This window comes from uncultured Sutterella sp., assembly GCF_937923675.1.
Lineage (GTDB): Bacteria > Pseudomonadota > Gammaproteobacteria > Burkholderiales > Burkholderiaceae_F > Sutterella.
In genome coordinates this window covers 1-19,083 of the sequence record NZ_CALDXB010000022.1, presented here as the reverse complement: position 1 = coordinate 19,083, position 19,083 = coordinate 1, and the positions used below count along the sequence as shown (strand labels likewise).

Below are 19,083 nucleotides of genomic sequence, written 5' to 3'. Positions count from 1 at the left end.
TTTCCCCAAATGAGTCCCAAAATGAATTCCACTGAAACTCACCACGAAGTTGACAAGCGCCCCCTCGTCGTCAACGTTGCGAACCCCGACGACTGCGTCGTCACGAACCGCCTCCCCCTTCACGAACGGCTCGACCGCCAGACGCACGACCAGATCATGCGCGCGGCCGTCGCCAAGGCCCAGGACCTGATCGGCAGGAACCGCCAGAAGATGGTCAACGACCTCGGCGACTGGGAAGGCTGGAGAGCGCGTGCGGAACAGATCCGCCAGGACGTTCTCGAAAACCTCGACGCCTACCTCTACAAGCTCTCTGAAGAAATCGACAAGAGGGGCGGAAACGTCTTCTTCGCGCGCACGAAGGAAGAAGCGACCGACTACATTCTCTCCGTCATCAAGTCGAAGAACGCGAAGAAGGTCGTGAAGTCGAAGTCCATGGTGACCGAGGAAATCGGCCTCAACCACGTCCTCGAGGGCGCCGGCGTCTCGGTTCTGGAAACCGACCTCGGCGAGTTCCTCCTTCAGCTCGCGAAGGACCCGCCCTCGCACGTCGTGGTTCCGGCCATTCACCGCGACCGCCGTCAGATTCAGGAAACGCTCCGTAAGACCATGGGCTACACGGGCTCCGACACGCCGGAAGACATGACGCTTTTCGTGAGAAAGACCCTTCGCCCCGAATTCTTTGCGGCCGACGTGGGCATCTCGGGCTGCAACTTCGCCGTTGCCGAATCGGGCTCCATGGCGTTGGTTTCGAACGAAGGCAACGCCCGCCTCTGCACGACGCTCCCCAAAACCCACATCGCCGTGATGGGCATGGAGCGCCTCGCGCCCTCATTTGCCGAGGTCGACGTCCTCATCACCATGCTCGCGCGAAGCGCGGTGGGTCAGCGGCTCACGGGCTACAACACGTGGCTCACGCCCCCGAAGCGCTCCGGAGAATTGGACGGCCCCGAGGAATTCCACCTCGTCATCATCGATAACGGGCGCTCGGACATTCTCGCCTCGCAGTTCAGTCCCATTCTCCAGTGCATCCGCTGCGGCGCCTGCATGAATACCTGCCCCTGCTACCGCGAGGTGGGCGGTCACGGCTACGGCTCGATCTATCCGGGTCCCCTCGGGGCCGTTCTCACGCCCCTCATCGGCGGCTATGAAAAGTTCCGCGATCTCCCGCAGGTCTGCACGCTCTGCACCGCCTGCGACTCGGTCTGCCCGGTGAAGATCCCGCTCTCCGGCCTCATCCGCCGCCACCGCATTGCGGAAGTGGAAATGGGCATCCGGCCGACCGGCGAAAAGCTCGCCATGAAGGGCTTCGGCGTCGCCAACGGCTCGCCCTGGCTCTGGAACCTCACGATGAAGGCGGGCGCTCCGGCGATGAAGCTCGGCATTCATAACGGGCGCGCGCCGATTGAGCCCAAGGTCATCAAGGCCTGGACCAATGCGCGCGACCTTCCGGAAGGCGACGGCGAAAGCTTCCGCACCTGGTTCGCCGAACACGAAAAGAGCCTCGGAAACAAGAAGAATCAGAAATAAGGAGACAACAAATGATCAAGAACCGCGAAGCCTTCCTGGGCGCTCTTGCCGCCAAACTCGGCCGCCCCGTGAGAACGGAGCCGCTCCCCGCTGCGAAGCCCGTGAATGATTACGCGCTCACGCGCTTTGCCGACCTTTCGCCCGATGCACTCCTCAAGATGTTCTTTGAGATCTCGGGTTCGGTGAACCTTGCCGACTGCCGCCTCACGACCGCGGCCGGGCTTGCCAAAGCCGTGAAGGACATTGCCGCTGAACTCGGCGACGGCGAAGTGCTCCTTTCTGCCGAAAAGGACTTGAAGGACCTCGGCGTCACGACAGACGCGATCGGCCCCAACGCCTGGGAATGGGGAAGCGTCGAAGGGAGAAAGAATTCCGAGCGCGCCTCCACCTCCCGCACGGGCGTTGTGTGGGCGGAGAATGCGCTCGCCGAATCGGGCACGATGGTGCTCTTCTCTTCCGTTGAGAACGGGCGTTCCGTGAGTCTTCTTCCGCAGAACACGATCTTCGTCGTTAAGAAGAGCGCGATTCTCCCGCGCCTCGGGCTGCTCTCGAAGAAGCTCCATGAGCGTTTTCGAGCGGGCATTCCCATGCCTTCCTGCATCAACCTCGTCGGGGGTCCGAGCTCCACGGCAGACATTGAGCTCGTCAAGGTGGTGGGCGTCCACGGCCCTCTAAAGGCCGTCTACCTCGTAATTGAAGATCTGTAATTTCTTTTCAGCAGTTCTTCGATGCGCCGGCTTCTTCCCCCGGGAGAGGCCGGCGCTGCTCTATATAGAGATGAGCGCTCAGGCTCCTGAGCTTCAGGCGCTCTGTGCCTCTCCTCTTTTCCCGAAACGCCTGATCCAGGAAACCGCGCTCGAGAGAAAGCCCGCGACTGAAATGAGGCCCGTGATGACGGAAAAGAGAATTTCGACGGTTCTGAGACACAACCGGATCACCCGATAAATGCTCTCCGTTGCGATGGCCTTCAGATGCCGCATGTCCCTCAGGAACGTCTTCGCCGGCACGCGCTCGAGCTTCGTCACCGCATCGGGCCCATAGCGCGCAACCGCCTTCACTTCCGCGGCTCCGCGCTTCTCCGACACCCGCACGAAATCGGGCCCCAGCGTTCTCAAGGCAGCCGCCGCGTTTTCGCCGAACGGTTCCGCTGCCCTGATCACCCGCGGAATGTCCGTGAGATGCTCGCTTCGTGCAAGCACCTCAAGACCCGCCCGGGCGCCCTCTTTTTCGGCAAAGCGGGCAAGGTCGACGAGAGGCGCGAGTCTGGCGAGCGTTTTGAACGCGGCCTCGGACGCTTCCTTCGTCCCGACTTTCGTACCGGCTTTTGTTCCGGCTTTCTTTCCTGCCCTCGACGCGCTTTTTGCGGCGTCCGCAAGCACCGCGCCGGCTTCTTCGAAGAGCTTCACGGGCACCCGCTTCGAGCGCTTCGCGGCTTTCAGTGCTGAGAGGCCCGCCTTGACGGTGCCGGAAGCCCCCGCCTGCGGTCCGAAGGAAAGCGCCGTGATTCCGATCCCGGCACCCGCGAGCGCGGCAATGAGGACGTCGACCTCTTCGTTCGAGAGCCAGTGCGAGGCCTCGCGGACCAGATCCCGGAAGTCGCCGTAGAGCGTGAAGTCCGCAGCGACGCCCGCCGCCCGGCCGTAGTCCTCCTCGCTTTCGCCCAGAAGGAAGCCTTTTGCAACTTCGGCCGCCTGATAGGAAAGCTCGGAGCGCTTCTCGTGGGCAAGGAGCCGATTCGCCTCCACCTGCCGGGCTTGCCGGTCGTCCGCTGCGACGCCCGGGAGCGAAAGCCAGAAGGCGGCGTATTCCTCGGCGTCGGCGTAGCGTCCTTCGTCGATGAGCTCGCCCGAATAGCGAACGGGATCAACGACCCGGACGTCGGCGAGGTAGTCGACGCGGTCAAAAATGATCCAGTCGATCGAAAAGGCGCCTGCGGCAAGCGTCGCCGCCATTGCCGCGAGCGCAAGGCCGTTCCTCACCAGCAATATCCTCCGCTCAAAGAAAGAAGTTTGCCCGGCCATTCTAAAAACAAAGCGGAGTCATCTCTCAGGAAGCTCCGCTTTGAATTCTTCTCTTTTCGAAAAAGATTATTTGCCTTCGTAAAGGATCGCACCGGCAAGAAGGTCTTCAGGCACGGCAAGTCCGATCGCCTTCGCAGCCCTGAGATTGATGGTCGGCTGCTTCACGTCCTGAGTTTCAATTCTCATTTCGGCGGGCTTTCTCTTTCCTTCAAGAATGTCCGCGCCCATGTCGGCCGCCTGGCGTCCAAGCTTGTAGTAGTCGACGGTCATGGCCGCGGTGCAGCCCGCTGCGACGCTCCCCAGGTCCCCCGCAACGGTCGGAAGCTTCGCGGGAACCGTGGTCTTCAGAATCACGGCCATGCCGGAAACCACGACGTTGTCGGTCGGGAAGACGAAGCCGTCGACCTTGTTCTTCATCGTCTGGACGGCCTGCTGGATGTCGACCACGCCCGACACGGTCGCTTCAATCAGCTCCACGCCGCGCTCCTTAGCAGCCGCGCGAAGGAGATCCATCTGCACGACGGAATTGATTTCGCCCGCGTTGTAGATCGAACCCACGCGCTTCTTTCCACCCGTGAGCTTGAGGAGGAGATCGAGCTGCGCGGCAACCGGTCCGATATTGGAGACGCCCGTGACGTTCCCGCCCGGACGGTCGTCGGACTTCACGACCTTCGCGGCCGAATAGCTCGTCACCGCCGCACCCACGATCGGGATCTTTTTGGTCGTTCTCGCCATGCTCTGCACGGCGGGGGTCGCCACGGCAAAGATGAGGGACGAACCTTCAGACACGAAGCGGTCGCCGATGTTCTTCAGGGTCGACTGGTCGCCGTGCGCGTTCTGAAGATCGAAGCGCGCTTTTTCTCCGTCCTTCCAGCCGCGTTCGGCCATGCCGTCGACGATGCCCTTCACGGTGTCGTTGAGCGCTTCATGGTCGACGATCTGCACGACGCCGATGTTGACGGGAGCTTCCGCGGCCTCAGCAGCGCCCGAAAAGCCCGCATTGAAGCCGAAGCCCAGAAGCGCCGCGGAAAAAAGAATCGCGAGGCGGGAACGGGTTTTCAGAAGGCGGCTTTGAGAGGCGGCTGAGGACATTTTTTCTTCTCCTTATAAGCGTACGAAAACGGGTGGTATTTGAGATAGGTTTAGAGAAAATAAGGGCGCCGGATCACGTTTGAGGATGATGTGGCGCCCTGGGGAATTAAGGATTGAGACGGATTATCCGCATCAGGCCTTCACGGGACGGACAGCCTTCCAGATGAGGCCGATCACGAAGCCAACGACGGCGAAGGGAATCCAGCCGAGGCCCTGAGCGTGGAAGGGAACCCAGGCGCGGAGCACTGCTTCGAGCGCATCCATCTTGACGCCGGCGGTTTCAAGGCCGTTCACGAACGCCATCACGAGGGTGAAGCCCATCGTCCAGGCGTAGACGCACTGGCGGCCGCCGAAGAACTTGTGAAGGAAGATGAGGACGATGAGCGCCACGCAGGGCGGATAGATGAACATCAGCACCGGGATGGTCGAGACGATGATCGTCTTGAGTCCGAAGAGGCCGATGAGGTACGAGATGATCGTGAAGAGGCCGACCCAGGTGACGTAGGTGAGCTTGCCCGTGAGTTCAAGGAAGAAGGCCGCGCAGCAGGTGAGCAGACCCACCGCCGTCGTGAGGCAGGCAAGGAGCACGATCACGGCGAGGAGCATGGCGCCGCCATTGCCGAAGAAGATCTTCGCGCTTTCAGCGAGCACCGGAGCGCCCGTTTCCTGCATGCCGATCGCGGAAACGCTCTCCGCGCCGATCTTCGCGATGAAGATGTAGACGATCGCGAGCAGGATGCCGGCGAGAAGGCCCGACTTGCAGACCTGCGCGCTCACGGCCTTCGGATCCTTGAAGCCGATTTCGCGAACCGAGCCGATCACGAGCGTGGCGAAGACGAGCGACGCAATGGCGTCGAGCGTGTTGTAGCCGTCAAGAACGCCCTGAACAGCCGCGCCAAGCGGATCCTTGTAGGCGCCGGTCGCCGCCTGGAAGTCGCCCATCGGCGAAACGAAGGACATGACGATGAGGACGGCGAGTGTCACGAGAAGCGCGGGCGTCAGGAACTTGCCGATGCGGTCGACGAGCTTCGAGGGCGACGACGAGAGCCAGAAGGCAATCCCGAGGAAGATCGCGAGGAAGACGGGAAGCGCAAAGGACGAGGGTTCAGCCCCGAGGAAGGGGCGGACGGCGATTTCAAAGGAGACCGTGCCCGTACGGGGAATGGCGAAGCAGGGGCCGATCGCCATGTAGCAGATCACCGTGTAGAAAAGCCCGTAGAGCGGATGCACGCGGCTCGCCACTTCGCGCAGATCGTGGCAGCCCGAATAGCCGACAGCGACAATGCCGAGAAGCGGAAGACCCACGCCCGTAATGCAGAAGCCGAGAAGCGCCCAGTAAACATTTGCGCCTGCCGTCTGCCCCATGGCTGCCGGGAAAATGAGGTTGCCGGCGCCGAAAAAGAGTGCAAACAGCATCGAGCCGATGGCGATGTAGCGTGTGCTGTTGTTGTCCATGTCTCTGATTGTCCTGTTTTAGTTGTTGTATCTGAAAGAAAAGGAAACGCCTCCGGAGGACCTGTGGTCTGCCTTGAAGATCCTGACGAAAGCGCGGGTAGTGACTGAGATTATGCTTTGAAAGAATCTTGAAAGTATAGGGAGAAAGTCCTAGATAACAGGCGATTGAATCATCAAGTTCCTCCCTAATGCGAAGCTTCATCTTTGCTTTTCCGGGATTTTTGCGATTTTCTCCGACTTTTCCCTAATCACATGACCGGCACATCGGACGAAAGCGCGCGCGACGGCTGCGTCACCCGCCTGGCAGCGCCCGCATTCGCTGCGGCCCGCAACCGCCCGAACCCGAGGCGTTCTGCGCCTCTCCGGCAATATTCAAGCGATCGGCTCGTTCTTCCTTTTGCCCGGCTTGCTTCCTGAATCCGGAGAAGCGCACCTCCCAAAATCCGCATTCTTTTTTCGGATTTACCGATTTTTTCAAATGATTCGAAAGACAAAATAACGCCTCCAAACATCACGGCATCCGAGAAAAAAGCCGCAGCCACTCCTCTTCGGCCTGAAAATTTGTTTGAATTTCTCCCCCGGTCTTTTATCTTTTATTTTCCTCTCCTCCCCCGATTTCTATTTCCACAGCTCCGCATCATCAGATAATTAAAGATCGAATCCTTTACAGATTAGATTTCAAAACATATAATGAAGTTATTCAGGATTCATCCGCCGGCGAAAATAATCAGCTTTGCGTGATTAAATGATTGCCTGAACCCGTCATCACCCCTTCTTCATCGATCTTTTCAGAAGATCTGATGATCAATTATTTTTAGAGAATTTCCCATGGATTTCGCCCAGTTTGAAAAAGAAATCAGCGACCTCGACGGTCTTCGTCAGCAGATCCGCGATCGTGAAGCCCGTCTTCACGATGAAGCCGTTGAAAACATTCAGTCGCTGATTGATCAGCTGAAGATCAAGTCGACCGAGCTCCGCTTCCCCGACCAGCCCGCGAAGAAGGGCGGCGTGATCCGTCCGGTCAACCCGGTTGCCCCGAAGTACCGCAATCCGGAAACGGGCGAAACCTGGTCCGGCCGCGGCCGCACCCCGGTCTGGATGAGCCAGGCCATTGAACAGGGCGCGAAGAAGGACGACTTCCTGATCTGATAATCAGGTCTTTCTCAGGCAAAGAGCCATGATTCAGATATTCGAATCATGGCTCTTTTCTTTTGGATTGCGAGCATTTGAATCCTTTCTTTTGGATCCCGCTCCTCCGGCTCTGTCGTTTATAAGCATCATAACGGGCGCATGAGCGCCCGTTGAAAACTGAAAAATCATTCCGCTTTATTTCTGATCCGCGCTGACGGCTGATTTGCCTGCAGCCGTTTCCTCCACCCGAATCGGAACAAGCGCATCCCGAAGCACAATTTCGAGACGGTTATAAGGAATCTCGATATTTTCTTCCTGGAATCGCCGGTAAACCGCGAGACCGATTTCCGTCTTAATTGCGCTTGATCCGTTTACCGGATCCGCGAGCCAGAAGCCGAGCTTGAGATTAATTCCGGAATCGGCGTAGCTGTCGACATAAGCCCAGCCTTTTCTGCCCTTCACAATGCGGGGACGCTCTCTCGAAGCTTCCTCGAGCATGATCTGAAGCGCTCTTTCGACATTGGCGCCGTAGGCGACGGAAATATCGACGTACTGAATGACGGCGCCGTCCGTATAGGAGAGGTTCTGCACCGCGGTCGTGACGAAGGTTTCGTTCGGGACGATGTTTTCAATCCCGTCGGCGCTCCTCACGACGGTGAAGCGCGTATTGATTTCCGTCACCTTGCCGCGGAAGGCGCCCACCTGCACGAGATCGCCGATCTTGATCGACTTGTCGAGGAGAATGATGAACCCCGAGATGTAGTTGGAGGCGATTTTCTGAAGTCCGAAGCCGAGGCCCACGCCGAGAGCGCCGCCGAAGACGGAGAGAATCGTGAGGTCGATGCCGACGGTTCCGAGACCGATGATGACCGCGAGAACCATGAGGAGCACGCTGAAGACGCGGGTGAGGACCACCTTCTGGTTGGCCGAGAGGCTCTCGGCTCCCTCAATGAACTGCGCGACGATGGAAGAGAGCCAGTTCGCAACGCCGAGCGTGAGGAGCACCGAGAAGGCTGCGATCAGAAGCTTCCAGAGCGTCATGTCGCCCTTCCCGATCGGAATCTTGGTCCCGTCGAGGATATTCACAAGCTCGCCCAGAACGCCGAAGAACTGCAGCACCGCGAGGCACCAGAAAATCGTCGAAACGGACTTTCTGAGGCTCGGCGTGATGATGTGCTTTCCGACCGTTGCCTGCAGGAAGCAGATCACGATCGAAAGGAGCGAATACGCATAGAAGAGGTTGTAGAAGATCCGGCAGACGACGAGCGAATTGGGCGGATAGCCGGCAGCGGCCACCATGATGTAGGCAGAGAGCGCGATCACCGAGCCCGCGATGAAGCCGAAGGCCACGTTTTCAAGGAGCCCGATCCCGAGGTGCTTCAGATTGACGAGGATCCCCTTTTCTTCCGGACCCGGACGCCAGCGTTCTGCGAGGATGCGGAAGCGCTTCGAGAGAAAATTGCCGAGAACGAACGCGAGAATAACTACTAAGATCTGGGCTAAAACATTTTCCCAGGTGAGATGGGCAAAAAGGCGCTCAAAAAAATCCACGAACCAGTGCGAGGTATCGGCAATGGCGTCGGCGGCGGAAGCAACCCCTGAAGTCCCGAAGTCATCGGCTTCAAGCGGTTGATTCGCGAGCGCATCGGCAGTCTGAGTGGGTTCCGGCATAGTTGAATCTTGATGAAATGAACAGTCGGACGCACCTTTCTCAAGAAAGGTACTAATGCGTGCATTGCCCGGAGGCGTTTTCAGAAGCCCCGGGAATTCTCAAAAAAAGAAGAAAACGACCGCGCAGATTGTATTGGGATTTAGCGCCGTGCGAGCGTTTTTAGGGCGCCCAGGGAATATCCGGCAAAGGAATTGCGGACAAGCGCCGGGAGCCCGCTTCTCAAAACGGGCTCCGCAAAGGTTTTCTTCCCGGCGGAAGGGAATCAGATTTCGCTCAGAGCGCGAGCATCAGCGCCGTCATGAAGACGATCGAGCAGACGATCGAGAGCGAATTGATGGTGCAGGAGAGCGCCACGCGCGCAGGATCGTCGAAGCACTGCGCCGTAAAGATCGCGCAGACGGCGGAGAGCGGCGCAAAGGCGATGACGGCGAGGACCTTTCTCACCTCGGCGTCAAAGGGCGCAAAGGTGTAGAGAAGATACGCGAGCACCGCCGCAATGAGGTAGCGGCTCAGAAGCACGCGCCCGATCGTGACGAGGGTCCTCCGCTCGAGCTGAAGCTCGAACCCCACCCCGATCATGAGCATCGCAAGGAAGGGATTGGCCGCGCCCACAATGTCGGTGAAGGTGAGAACGGCTTTGGGCATCGAGAAGCCGATGACGGAGAGCACCACCATCAGGATGTAGGTATCCATCGCGATCGAGGAGAACATGCGCTTTAAGAAAAGCATGACGCCGCCCCCTTCGTCCTTCCCCTTGACGGCCGCCGCCATCGAGTAGGTTGCGCCCGTGCACATGAGGGAGTTCCCGGCGTCGAAGAGGCAGGTCGCCACCACGCCCACTGGCCCGAGGAAGGTCTGAATGTAGGGGAGCGTAAAGCAGCCGATGTTGTACCCCGAATAGTTGATCATGCTGAAGGCCTGCTCGTCTGGGCCGTTTCTGCGGCTCGCGAGAAAGCCCGCGCCGATCGTGACGAGGTTGAGGATCACGCCGAGGAGAACGAGCGAATAAAGCGCCGCCTCCACTTCGATGCGGCCGAAATTCGAAATGACGGCGCAGGGCAGCGTGATCTTGAGGACCACGGTCGAAATCAGCCGGAAGTCGTCGGCCCGGAAGAAGCCGATGCGCTTTAATGCATAGCCGCCGAAGATGATGACGAGAAATGCGGCAACCTTGATGAGAACGGATTCCATAGCGCGCCTGAGGCCTGAGACCTGACGAAAGGAAAAGAAGCAATCCCGATAATTTCGGGAAGCATCTTATAAGCGTGACAGGGAAAATTAAAGCCTTTTCCTCGGATTCCCCACCGCCGTCTTGCCTAAGCACCGTGCGGGATGGGAGAAAAGGCTTATTTACGCCCTGCCTCAATCGCCAAAGGATTAACTTTCGTATTTCACGGAACCCAGATAAGGAAAAGCCGGTAACGCAAGCATTACCGGCGAAGCGGCCCTCTTTTTTTGCATGTTCGATTGCTCGAACAGAGGCCTTCGGGAACTGTTGCTCCAATTTTATATAGATTTACATCACGATGGTGAGGCCAAATTCTTGTTTCTGCTTCCTGCGGAATACTGCAGGGCGCGGCATGACCCCGTCCAGCGCAGCTCCGGTCCTCAAAAAATAGATTGAAACCGTGGCCGTCATCGCCTCCGGCTCGGGCTCTGCAGGTCTTAAAGGCGGCCGGTGTCGCGAAGAAAAAAGGTCACAGATCTGACACGGGCTTCCCGAACGTGACCAGGAAGAGATCCGTCCGACTTTCCTGAGGCGAGCGGCGGCTCACAATGAATTTTGCGTTCGTGCGGGTTCCCGCAAGCGTGAGTTCCCCGTCCTTCTCGAGCACGTAGTCTTCGGGCTCGGAAAGCGGCGCATCCGGATTCTCCACCCGGATTTCCGCGCCGTAGCGGTTGTCCGACAAAATAGCGAGCGTTTTCTCATCGGGAAGAAGCGCCAGCCCCTTGGCAAGCTTCGCCGTCCACCCGATGTCTGCGAGATTGAGAACCGTGCGGCGCTTCACGACACCGGGACGCGTTCTCTTTGCACGCCGCAATTCCTCTACCGGAGCGCCGGAAACATCCGCAGCGCCCGCGAGGTCCGCCAAGACGAGCTGAATGCGGCGCGAGCCGTCCCTTGCCGTCCCCTGCTCGATCACGAGGAAGCGCCCGTCTCCGAGCGCCGCCGCGTCGCCGATGAAGGGACGCGTGCCGCGCTTCCAGACTCCGGGCTCAACGGGCCAGAGGTAGGCAGCGGACGTTTTGGTCTTCGGGTCCACGGCAATCACGGTCAGAAAGCGCGTGAGTCCGAGGGCGTTTCGGTCGAAGGTGACGAGCCGCCCGTCCGCGAGCCGAGCGAGCGACCTCAGGGACCCCGGGCGGCCTGCGAGAAAGCCGGGAAGGCCGGCTCCGGGGAAAAGCACCTCGCGTTCCACTCCCTGGCGGGAAAACTGTCTGAGCGCGGGCCCGTAGCGGTCGACCACCCAGAAGGCGACGTCCGGATCGATCGCGAGGCCTTCCGGATCAATGGGCCTCAGGCCTCCGGAGAGCGCTTCGTTCGCGAGCGACAGGATGACGAAGGGCTTCCCAGCGCCCTCGTCCCGCGCGGGAAGTCCAGAGAAGGGCTTCGCTTCAGCGTTGGCGAGCGCAACGGGCGAAAACGACCGGGCCTTTCCCGGCGTCACCTCAATGCGCACGATGCGCGGCTGGAACATGGGCGAGAGAAAGTAGCGCCCCGGGCGCACGTTCCCGGCGTCGTCCCGCACGGAAGGCGCGGGAAGCGTGGGACCGCGGTCGGTGAGTCCGTAAAAAAGAAGCGTGCCGTCCGTGCGTTCGCTCGAAAAAGCGAGCGCGCACCCGACGCTCATCGGAAAAAGTCCTTCCGGGAGCGGCGCCTTTCCGGCTGTGCCCGAAGGGAGCGTCAGCTGCGGAACTTCTACGGCAAAGCGTTCTATTTTTTCAATGCCTTCCGGGAGACGAATATCGGCTTCCTCCTGAGGCACGGACTTTATTTCGGGCATTCTCTAGAGTCTGGCCGCCCGAGAAGGGAGACCGGGGAAACAACTTGGGAAATGGGCATTCTAGTAGAGTAGAGGGAAAACGTGTATTCCTCTCCTCCTTCCCGAAAGACTGCAAACGCGCAGGAGGCGCTTCCAGTCGGCGGCTCATCGCCGCGCCGGAGCGGGAGCAGTAATGCGTGAGGCTCTCCGGAAGCGGCTGATCGCTCAAATGCAACAAACGGAATCCTTCGGCAGAGAGACAGTCGCGCCGGGTGTTTAAGAGAGATGCAGAATGCCAAAAGTTGTGCAGACCATTGAAATCAGGGAAACGCCTGACCGGGAGCTTGAGCGCATTGCAGGAAATCCCGGCACACCGCCATCAACCCGTCGATTTCCTCAGAAAAGTCCGACAACCTGGCGCGACATGCTGGACGAATCCCTCAAGGACCCGGCCTTCCGTCAGGAATGGGAGGATGCCAATGCAGAACTTGCCTGGCTCGACAGGAAGATCGGCGTGCGGTTTAAGAGGCACTCCGGCTAAAGGACCGACGACCCGGACGAATGAGAAGCCCGCCGCGACGTCTTACGCGCTCTGCAGCGGCGCCTCAAGCCCCAAAAACAAAAACGCCTGAGAGAAATCATCGCGCGGGCGCGCGGATAAGCTTCTCTCAGGCGGACGGACTCTGAAGTCAGAGCCTTAAGCGCATCAGTCAGGCGTTGATGCCGAACACGATCTCAGCAATCTGAATGGCGTTCGTGGCGGCGCCCTTGCGGATCTGGTCGGCGCAGCAGAAGAGCGAGAGCGAACGGTTGTAGGCCTCCTTCGTCGCCGCAAGGTCGCGGCGGATGCGGCCCACGTAGACGAGATCCTGGTCGCTCGTGAGCATCGGCATCGGATAGTGCTTCTCGGCCGGATCATCCCAGAGCTTCACGCCCGGAGCGTTCTGAAGGATTTCGCGGGCTTCCTCGGGCGAAATTTCCTTCTCGAATTCAAGCGTGAGGGCTTCGGAGTGGGAGCGCATGATCGGCACGCGCACGCAGGTGCAGGAGACGAGGAAGTTGTCGTCGTGAAGCATCTTCCTGCCTTCGTTCTGAAGCTTCATCTCCTCGGAGGTGTAGCCGAGGTCGTTGAAGCCGCCGATCTGCGGAATGAGGTTGTAGGCAATCGGATAGGGGAAGGTGCGAAGCACCGGACGGCCCGTCTTCACCTCTTCCTCGAGATCCTCCATGCCGCCCCTGCCCGCGCCCGAAACGGCCTGATAGGTCGAGGCGACCATGCGGCGCAGACGCGCCTTCCTGTGAAGCGCAGCGACGGCCGTGAGCGCAATGATCGTGGCGCAGTTCGGGTTCGCAATGAGGCCCTTCGACCACTTCACGTCCTCGGGGTTCACTTCCGGAATCACGAGGGGCACTTCCGGATCAAGGCGGAAGGCGCTCGAGTTGTCGACGACGACGATGCCCTTCTTTGCGGCGTCGGGAAGGAACTTCTTCGCGACGTCGTTGTCGGCGGCGCCGAGAAGGAGGTCGAGGCCTTCGAAGGCTTCCGGAGTCGCCTCCTCAACCTTCACCATCTTTCCGTCGAATTCGACTTCGGTGCCCGCAGAACGGGAGCTCCCGAAAAGACGGAGCTCCGCAATGGGGAACTTCCGTTCGGCGAGGACGATGCGCATCTGTTCGCCGACAGCGCCCGTGGCGCCGAGTATGCCAACCTTAAGAGCCTTCATGATTTGTCTCCGATTCTTCAAAATGACGGGTTGAATTGCGTTTCTCTTTCAGCGCGCAAAGCTCTGGTAGAGCGCGCGCACGGCCTTGTCGAAGTCCGCATTGGCAACGCCCACGATGATGTCGATTTCGCTCGAGCCCTGGGAGATCATGCGGATGTTGACGCCGGCGTTGCCGAGCGCCGTGAAGAGCTTGCCCGAAGACCCCGCGCGGGCGTTCATGTTGCGGCCCACGATGGCGATGAGCGCGAGGGGCTCGGTCACGCGGATCGAATCCGGAGCGATGCGCTCCTTGATGTCGGCGAGGATTTCGTAGAGGTTGTGCTCAACGTCCTTCTTCGAGAGCACGATGTTGAAGCTGTCGATGCCCGAGGGCAGATGCTCGATCGAGACCTCGTACTTTCTGAGAACGTCGAGTGCGCCCGAGACGATGCCCACCATGTTCGACATGTTGCGCTTCACGACTTCGATCGAAAGGAAGCCTTTCTTGCCGGCAATGCCGGTGATGAGGGGGCCGTCCACCTCGTCGTCGATCTTGTCGAGAACAAGCGTGCCCGGATCCTGCGGACGGTTGGTGTTGAGGACGTGAATCGGAATGTTGTATTCGCGGATCGGGAAGATCGCGTCTTCGTGCAGAACGCTCGCGCCCATGTAGGAGAGCTCGCGCAGTTCCGCATACGTAATTCGCTCGATGTTCTTCGGATCCTTCACGATGCGGGGATCCGCCATGAGGAAGCCCGAGACGTCGGTCCAGTTTTCGTAGAGGTCGGCTTTGAGGCAGCGCGCAAGGATCGAACCGGAAATATCGGAGCCCCCGCGGGTCATCACCTTCACGGCGCCGTCGGGCGTGCGGCCGTAGAAGCCCGGCATCACGAAGCGGTCGTTCTTTTCGAGAACCTTCTTGAGGTTTTCGGTGGTCTTCTCGAAATTGAAGGTGCCGTCGAATTCCATCGCGACGACGTCGACCGCGTCGACGAAGGGGAAGCCGAGGAAGTCGGCCATGAGCTTCGAGGTGAAGTATTCGCCGCGGGAGACGAGTTCGTCCACCGAAAGATCAGGCACCTTTTCGGCGAAGGCGTCGAGTTCATCCTCGATCGGCGTATTGAGCCCGAGCTCGTGCTTGATTTCAAGGAACCTGCCGCGGATGATCTCGAAGATCGGGCGGTAGTCGACGTGATAGTCGACGTGCGCGCGGCAGAGGTAGAGAAGATCGGTGATCTTGTTGTCCTTCGGGTTCTTTCTGCCCGCCGCCGATATGACGACGAAGCGGCGCGAGGGATCCGCCTCAATAATGGCCTTTACCTTGCGGAACTGTTCTGCCGAGGCGCAGCTGCTGCCGCCGAATTTCGTAATTTTGAGCATGTTGGTCGCTCCTCTCTTTTGGGGAGTGGTTTTGTTCAGAAATGGGTTTGGCTGGTGCCGGGGAATTCAGGGTCTCAGTCCTCGGGTTCAAACGCCAGGAAGACGTTCTTCTCCCGGGCGAGGTCCGCAAGCTCCGCGAGCGTCATGTCGCGGAAGACCCCTTCGGGCGTGACGCCTCTGCCTCTTAAGAGCGAGGCGTCGTAGCTGATGGGAAGCGACTCGCGAACCTCTTCGACCATCCGTGTTCGGATGGAGGTGAGGTCCTGGAGCACGGCATCCGCAGTGGGCCTGCCGCCCGCGCCCTGTCCGTAGAATTTGAGTTCGCCCACGATGTCGCCCGCGAGCGTCGCGCAGTTGAAGTTGTCGCGCACGTTGGCTTCGATGGAGCCTAAGGGGAGAACCACGGGCACGACGCCCAAGGCGTAGTGCTTCGCGTTTCTCCTGAAGAGCATCATGTGGCGGAGCGTCTTCCCGGAGCGGCGAAGGTCGTCGAGAAAGGCCTTTGAAATCCTGCCGATCCCGAGAACGGGGAACGCGGCATGAACGGGAGCCCCCATCGCGACGCTCGCCGAAATGATCGCCTTGTTGGCGACGTCGTATCCGCCGATGTCGGCGGTCGGATCGGCTTCGGCGTAGCCCTTTGCCTGGGCTTCCGCGAGCGCCTGATCAAACTCCATCCCGAAGCGCTCCATGCGGTCGATAATGTAGTTTCCGGTCCCGTTGAGAATTCCCGACATGCGCTCGATCCGGTCGACGCGCACGGCTTTCTTCAGATTCTCGATCCAGGGAATGCCGCCCCCGACGGAGGCTTCGAAAAGGAAGGGAACGTTTCTTTCGCGGGCGAGCGCGGTGAGTTCCTCATAGTGAAGCGCAAGCGCGGCCTTGTTGGCCGTGACGACGCCCTTTCCCGCTTCCATTGCCCGGCGCATGTATTCGCCCGAAGGCTCCGTCCCCGAAAGCACGTCCACGACGACGTCGATTGCCGGGTCGTCGAGGATGTCCTCAATGCGGTCTGTCATGAGGGGACCGCCCGCTTTCCCCGGGCGGCGCAGAATGTGCACGAGCTCAATTCCGGCGTCGCGCTCGGCGAGAAGCTTTGCAAGGCTTCTCCCGACGGTGCCGTAGCCGAGAAGGCCGATTTTCAGCATGAGCCTGACTCCCTCAAGATGTCTGATTGATGATTGGGTTCGAGCGCGCAGGAAGTCTGCGCGCCGCTTCGGTTGATTCCTCCGCCGCCCCTAGGGCGCAGTGTTTCCGGAGGAACTACCCTTCATCCTACAGGAGATGGGCGCTTAATTTTGTCTGATGCCCGTCGGGACAACCGCTTAGTCGAACTGAGCAAACGGGGATGAAGCGAAAAAGTTTTCGCGACTTGCCTGCACTCACCGACGAAGCGTTCACGGACAACTATATTTAGGTACCTTCTTTTCTATTTCCTTTCCCCGGAGACCGCACTCATGCTTTACCACAGCACCCGCAACAAGAATGAAGTCATGTCGAGCCGGGAGGCCGTGCTTCAGGGACTTGCCCGCGACGGCGGCCTCTTCGTGACGGACGACCTAGACCGCGCGCAGATTGATCCGGCTTCGCTCAAGGGCTCCTACATGGATACCGCGAAGCGCGTTTTTTCGCTCCTTCTTGACGACTACACGGAGGAAGAGCTCGAGAGCGCCATCCATGCCGCCTACGGGCACACGTTCTCGGCCCCGGAAGTGACGCCCGTGACGAAGCTCGGAGAAATGCACCTCCTTGAGCTCTACCACGGCCCCACGTCCGCCTTCAAGGACGTTGCGCTCTCGATGCTCCCGCAGCTCATGAGCAAGGCCCTGGCCGGCACGGGAAAGAAAATCATGATCGCGACGGCAACCTCTGGCGACACCGGGAAAGCCGCGCTCGCGGGCTTTAAGGACGTTCCCGGAATCGGCATCTCGGTCTTCTATCCCGAAGGCGGGGTCTCGGCCATTCAGGAGCTCCAGATGTCGACCCAGGAAGGAAAGAACGTCGCCGTCTGCGCCGTGGAGGGGAATTTCGACGACGCGCAGACCGCCGTCAAGAAGCTCTTCTCTTCCGATGCAGTGGCGGAGCTTGCGGAACTTGGCGTTTCGCTCTCGAGCGCCAATTCGATCAACGTCGGGCGCCTCGTTCCCCAGATCGTCTACTACTTCGATGCGTATAAGCAGCTGATGGAAGCGGGAGTTCTCAAGGCCGGCGACCCCATCGACTTTACCGTGCCGACGGGCAACTTCGGCGACGTGCTCGCCGGCTACTGCGCAAAGCGCATGGGGCTCCCCGTAAGGCACCTCGTTGTCGCAAGCAACGCGAACAACGTCCTCACGGAGTTCCTCACGACGGGCGTCTACGACCGCCGGCGCGACCTCGTGAAGACGATTTCTCCCTCGATGGACATTCTCGTTTCGAGCAACCTCGAGCGCGCGCTTTACTGGATCGACGGCGGGAATGCAGAAAGGACCCTCGAGCGCATGAAGGCCCTTCAGACCGAAGGCGTCTACCGCGTCGATGCGGAACTCCTCGCGAAGCTTCAGGAAACGTTCCTCGCGGGCTTCTCGAACGACCAGGAAACGAAGGATGCGATCCGCCGCGCGTGGGAAGAGGAAGGCCGGCTCATCGACCCGCATACGGCGGTGGCCTGGCGGGCTGCGGAAAGTCACTATGACCCGAAGGTGCCGATGGTGGTGCTCTCGACCGCAAGTCCCTACAAATTCTGCCGCGACGTCTATGAAGCCATCTGGGGCGAAATCCCGGGGGCGGACGCCTTCGCCTACATGGATGCCCTTTGCGACAACACGGGAGTCGAGCCCCCGAAGGCCCTTGCGGAACTCCGCACGAAGCCCGTGCTCTGGGACGACTGCACGGAAATTGCCGACGTCCCGCAGTACGTCGTCAATGCCGCCAGGCGCATCTTCTGATCGTTCACGTTTTTCCGGGAGTTCAATTTCCATGTTCGTCACCGTACGCGCGCCTGCGTCCACTTCAAACCTCGGCCCGGGCTTCGACTGCCTCGGACTCGCCCTTTCTCTTTATTCGGTCTTCACGTTCGAACCCTCGGGCGAACTCATCGTTGAGGGGTGCCCCGAGGAATTTCAGAACGAGGACAATCTCGTGCTGCAGGGCTTCCGCGCGGTCTATAAGGCCGCCGGCGAACCCGCCCCGACCGTTAGGCTCACGATTAATGCGAACGTACCCGTAGCACGCGGGCTCGGAAGCTCGAGCACCTGCATCGCTGCGGGCGCCGCCGCCGCAAACGCATTTCTCGGCGGGCGCTTCTCGAAGGATGAGCTTTTCGAAATCTGCGCGGAGTTCGAGGGCCACCCCGACAACGCCGCCCCCTGCGTATTGGGAGGTCTCACGGCGTCCTTTGCGGCCGACGGGCGCTTTCATACGGTGCCCCTCGCGATTCACCCCGACTGGAAGTTTGCCGTCGTGGTCCCCGACTACGAGGTGAAGACGTCTGAGGCCCGGAAGGCCATGCCGAAGGAAATTTCGGTAAAGGACAGCGTCTTCACGACCTCGCACTGCGTGGCGCTTGTTTCCGCGCTCGCGTCCGGCGATGAGTCCCTCATCCGCATCGCCTGCGAGGACCGGCTTCACGAACCCTGCCGCAGAAAGCTCATTCCCGACTACGACGCTGTGCGCGAACTCGCCCTCAGGTCGGGGGCCGCGTGCTTCTTCATCAGCGGCTCGGGCTCGACCCTCATCGCCATGACGAAGAACGCCGACACGGCGCTTCAATTCACGGCAGCCGTGCGCGAAAAGTTCCCGACCTTCGGCACCCATGTGCTCGAAGCCGCCTTCGGGGGCGTTGAGGCGCAGGTCGACTAAGCATCTGCCCGCTCTCATCTTCAGCGGCCTGAGCTTCATCGGAAGCTTAGAAGCATGAAAAGGCTCTGTCCGGTTTTGATCGGCAGAGCCTTTTTCATTCAGCCGGCGTCATTTTTGGTCGGACTATATACAGATTGAAAAGCGCGTTCCTCCCGGAACAAATGAATCCTTCCGCACCGCCCTGACCTCTCCCGCAAAGCGCTCCCGCATCGCTTCAACGCCCCTCGACCGATAACCACTAATTTATACGTTTTTCTTATTATTTTATATAAATAATA

15 protein-coding genes are annotated in these 19,083 nt (G+C 59.8%); 6 read left to right on the top strand and 9 right to left on the bottom strand.

The window, feature by feature from the left end:
- Nucleotides 1-21: 21 nt before the first annotated feature.
- Entirely contained in the window at nucleotides 22-1,527 is a 1,506-nt protein-coding gene (locus Q0106_RS02380; protein WP_297608378.1) for a LutB/LldF family L-lactate oxidation iron-sulfur protein, read from the top strand.
- 11 nt (nucleotides 1,528-1,538) lie between these two features.
- Nucleotides 1,539-2,234: a lactate utilization protein C gene (locus Q0106_RS02375; RefSeq protein ID WP_297608375.1), complete on the top strand. Its 696-nt coding sequence runs from the start codon at nucleotides 1,539-1,541 to the stop codon at nucleotides 2,232-2,234.
- Between the two features lie 93 nt (nucleotides 2,235-2,327).
- On the opposite strand, the gene Q0106_RS02370 is transcribed toward Q0106_RS02375, so the two are convergent.
- From Q0106_RS02370 to brnQ, 3 genes are all read right to left on the bottom strand, one after another.
- The gene (locus tag Q0106_RS02370) at nucleotides 2,328-3,506 is read right to left on the bottom strand and encodes a hypothetical protein (protein ID WP_297608373.1); all 1,179 of its coding nucleotides are present in this window, start codon (nucleotides 3,504-3,506) and stop codon (nucleotides 2,328-2,330) included.
- Nucleotides 3,507-3,614: 108 nt separating this feature from the next.
- Nucleotides 3,615-4,640, bottom strand: coding sequence for an ABC transporter substrate-binding protein (locus Q0106_RS02365; protein ID WP_297608371.1), 1,026 nt, complete (start codon nucleotides 4,638-4,640; stop codon nucleotides 3,615-3,617).
- Between the two features lie 132 nt (nucleotides 4,641-4,772).
- Complete coding sequence (gene brnQ, locus Q0106_RS02360) at nucleotides 4,773-6,095, bottom strand: branched-chain amino acid transport system II carrier protein (RefSeq protein ID WP_297608369.1); 1,323 nt, start codon at nucleotides 6,093-6,095, stop codon at nucleotides 4,773-4,775.
- An 828-nt stretch (nucleotides 6,096-6,923) separates the two neighbouring features.
- Here brnQ and Q0106_RS02355 point away from each other — a divergent pair.
- Nucleotides 6,924-7,244, top strand: coding sequence for an H-NS histone family protein (locus tag Q0106_RS02355; protein WP_297608367.1), 321 nt, complete (start codon nucleotides 6,924-6,926; stop codon nucleotides 7,242-7,244).
- A gap of 177 nt (nucleotides 7,245-7,421) precedes the next feature.
- Here Q0106_RS02355 and Q0106_RS02350 read toward each other — a convergent pair whose 3' ends face one another.
- From Q0106_RS02350 to Q0106_RS02340, 3 genes are all read right to left on the bottom strand, one after another.
- A complete protein-coding gene (locus tag Q0106_RS02350; protein ID WP_297608364.1) occupies nucleotides 7,422-8,897 on the bottom strand; it encodes a mechanosensitive ion channel domain-containing protein in 1,476 nt (491 codons plus the stop codon).
- Nucleotides 8,898-9,171: 274 nt separating this feature from the next.
- Nucleotides 9,172-10,089, bottom strand: a complete 918-nt coding sequence (locus Q0106_RS02345; protein ID WP_297608362.1) for an AEC family transporter — start codon at nucleotides 10,087-10,089, stop codon at nucleotides 9,172-9,174.
- A gap of 506 nt (nucleotides 10,090-10,595) precedes the next feature.
- On the bottom strand, nucleotides 10,596-11,903 hold the full coding sequence (locus tag Q0106_RS02340; RefSeq protein WP_297608359.1) for an esterase-like activity of phytase family protein: 1,308 nt from the start codon (nucleotides 11,901-11,903) through the stop codon (nucleotides 10,596-10,598).
- A 271-nt stretch (nucleotides 11,904-12,174) separates the two neighbouring features.
- Between Q0106_RS02340 and Q0106_RS02335 the strand changes: the two genes are divergently transcribed.
- Nucleotides 12,175-12,423 (top strand): hypothetical protein, encoded by a 249-nt coding sequence (locus tag Q0106_RS02335; RefSeq protein ID WP_297608356.1) that lies wholly within the window; start codon nucleotides 12,175-12,177, stop codon nucleotides 12,421-12,423.
- A gap of 169 nt (nucleotides 12,424-12,592) precedes the next feature.
- On the opposite strand, the gene Q0106_RS02330 is transcribed toward Q0106_RS02335, so the two are convergent.
- From Q0106_RS02330 to Q0106_RS02320, 3 genes are all read right to left on the bottom strand, one after another.
- Nucleotides 12,593-13,606: an aspartate-semialdehyde dehydrogenase gene (locus tag Q0106_RS02330; RefSeq protein WP_297608353.1), complete on the bottom strand. Its 1,014-nt coding sequence runs from the start codon at nucleotides 13,604-13,606 to the stop codon at nucleotides 12,593-12,595.
- Between the two features lie 48 nt (nucleotides 13,607-13,654).
- The gene (locus Q0106_RS02325) at nucleotides 13,655-14,965 is read right to left on the bottom strand and encodes an aspartate kinase (protein ID WP_297608350.1); all 1,311 of its coding nucleotides are present in this window, start codon (nucleotides 14,963-14,965) and stop codon (nucleotides 13,655-13,657) included.
- 74 nt (nucleotides 14,966-15,039) lie between these two features.
- On the bottom strand, nucleotides 15,040-16,113 hold the full coding sequence (locus Q0106_RS02320) for a homoserine dehydrogenase (protein WP_297608347.1): 1,074 nt from the start codon (nucleotides 16,111-16,113) through the stop codon (nucleotides 15,040-15,042).
- Nucleotides 16,114-16,422: 309 nt separating this feature from the next.
- Between Q0106_RS02320 and thrC the strand changes: the two genes are divergently transcribed.
- Both thrC and thrB read left to right on the top strand, forming a co-directional pair.
- Nucleotides 16,423-17,892 carry a threonine synthase gene (thrC, locus tag Q0106_RS02315; protein ID WP_297608343.1) on the top strand — a complete coding sequence of 490 codons (1,470 nt, stop codon included), beginning with the start codon at nucleotides 16,423-16,425 and terminating at the stop codon, nucleotides 17,890-17,892.
- Nucleotides 17,893-17,923: 31 nt separating this feature from the next.
- A complete protein-coding gene (gene thrB / locus Q0106_RS02310; protein ID WP_297608340.1) occupies nucleotides 17,924-18,805 on the top strand; it encodes a homoserine kinase in 882 nt (293 codons plus the stop codon).
- Nucleotides 18,806-19,083: the final 278 nt, after the last annotated feature.

Bases quoted from the DNA above. Each gene is read 5' to 3' on its own strand.
- Q0106_RS02380 (WP_297608378.1), top strand. From the start codon at position 22: ATGAATTCCACTGAAACTCACCACGAAGTTGACAAGCGCCCCCTCGTC.
- Q0106_RS02375 (WP_297608375.1), top strand. From the start codon at position 1,539: ATGATCAAGAACCGCGAAGCCTTCCTGGGCGCTCTTGCCGCCAAACTC.
- Q0106_RS02365 (WP_297608371.1), bottom strand. From the start codon at position 4,640: ATGTCCTCAGCCGCCTCTCAAAGCCGCCTTCTGAAAACCCGTTCCCGC.
- brnQ (WP_297608369.1), bottom strand. From the start codon at position 6,095: ATGGACAACAACAGCACACGCTACATCGCCATCGGCTCGATGCTGTTT.
- Q0106_RS02355 (WP_297608367.1), top strand. From the start codon at position 6,924: ATGGATTTCGCCCAGTTTGAAAAAGAAATCAGCGACCTCGACGGTCTT.
- Q0106_RS02350 (WP_297608364.1), bottom strand. From the start codon at position 8,897: ATGCCGGAACCCACTCAGACTGCCGATGCGCTCGCGAATCAACCGCTT.
- Q0106_RS02345 (WP_297608362.1), bottom strand. From the start codon at position 10,089: ATGGAATCCGTTCTCATCAAGGTTGCCGCATTTCTCGTCATCATCTTC.
- Q0106_RS02340 (WP_297608359.1), bottom strand. From the start codon at position 11,903: ATGCCCGAAATAAAGTCCGTGCCTCAGGAGGAAGCCGATATTCGTCTC.
- Q0106_RS02335 (WP_297608356.1), top strand. From the start codon at position 12,175: ATGCCAAAAGTTGTGCAGACCATTGAAATCAGGGAAACGCCTGACCGG.
- Q0106_RS02330 (WP_297608353.1), bottom strand. From the start codon at position 13,606: ATGAAGGCTCTTAAGGTTGGCATACTCGGCGCCACGGGCGCTGTCGGC.
- Q0106_RS02325 (WP_297608350.1), bottom strand. From the start codon at position 14,965: ATGCTCAAAATTACGAAATTCGGCGGCAGCAGCTGCGCCTCGGCAGAA.
- Q0106_RS02320 (WP_297608347.1), bottom strand. From the start codon at position 16,113: ATGCTGAAAATCGGCCTTCTCGGCTACGGCACCGTCGGGAGAAGCCTT.
- thrC (WP_297608343.1), top strand. From the start codon at position 16,423: ATGCTTTACCACAGCACCCGCAACAAGAATGAAGTCATGTCGAGCCGG.
- thrB (WP_297608340.1), top strand. From the start codon at position 17,924: ATGTTCGTCACCGTACGCGCGCCTGCGTCCACTTCAAACCTCGGCCCG.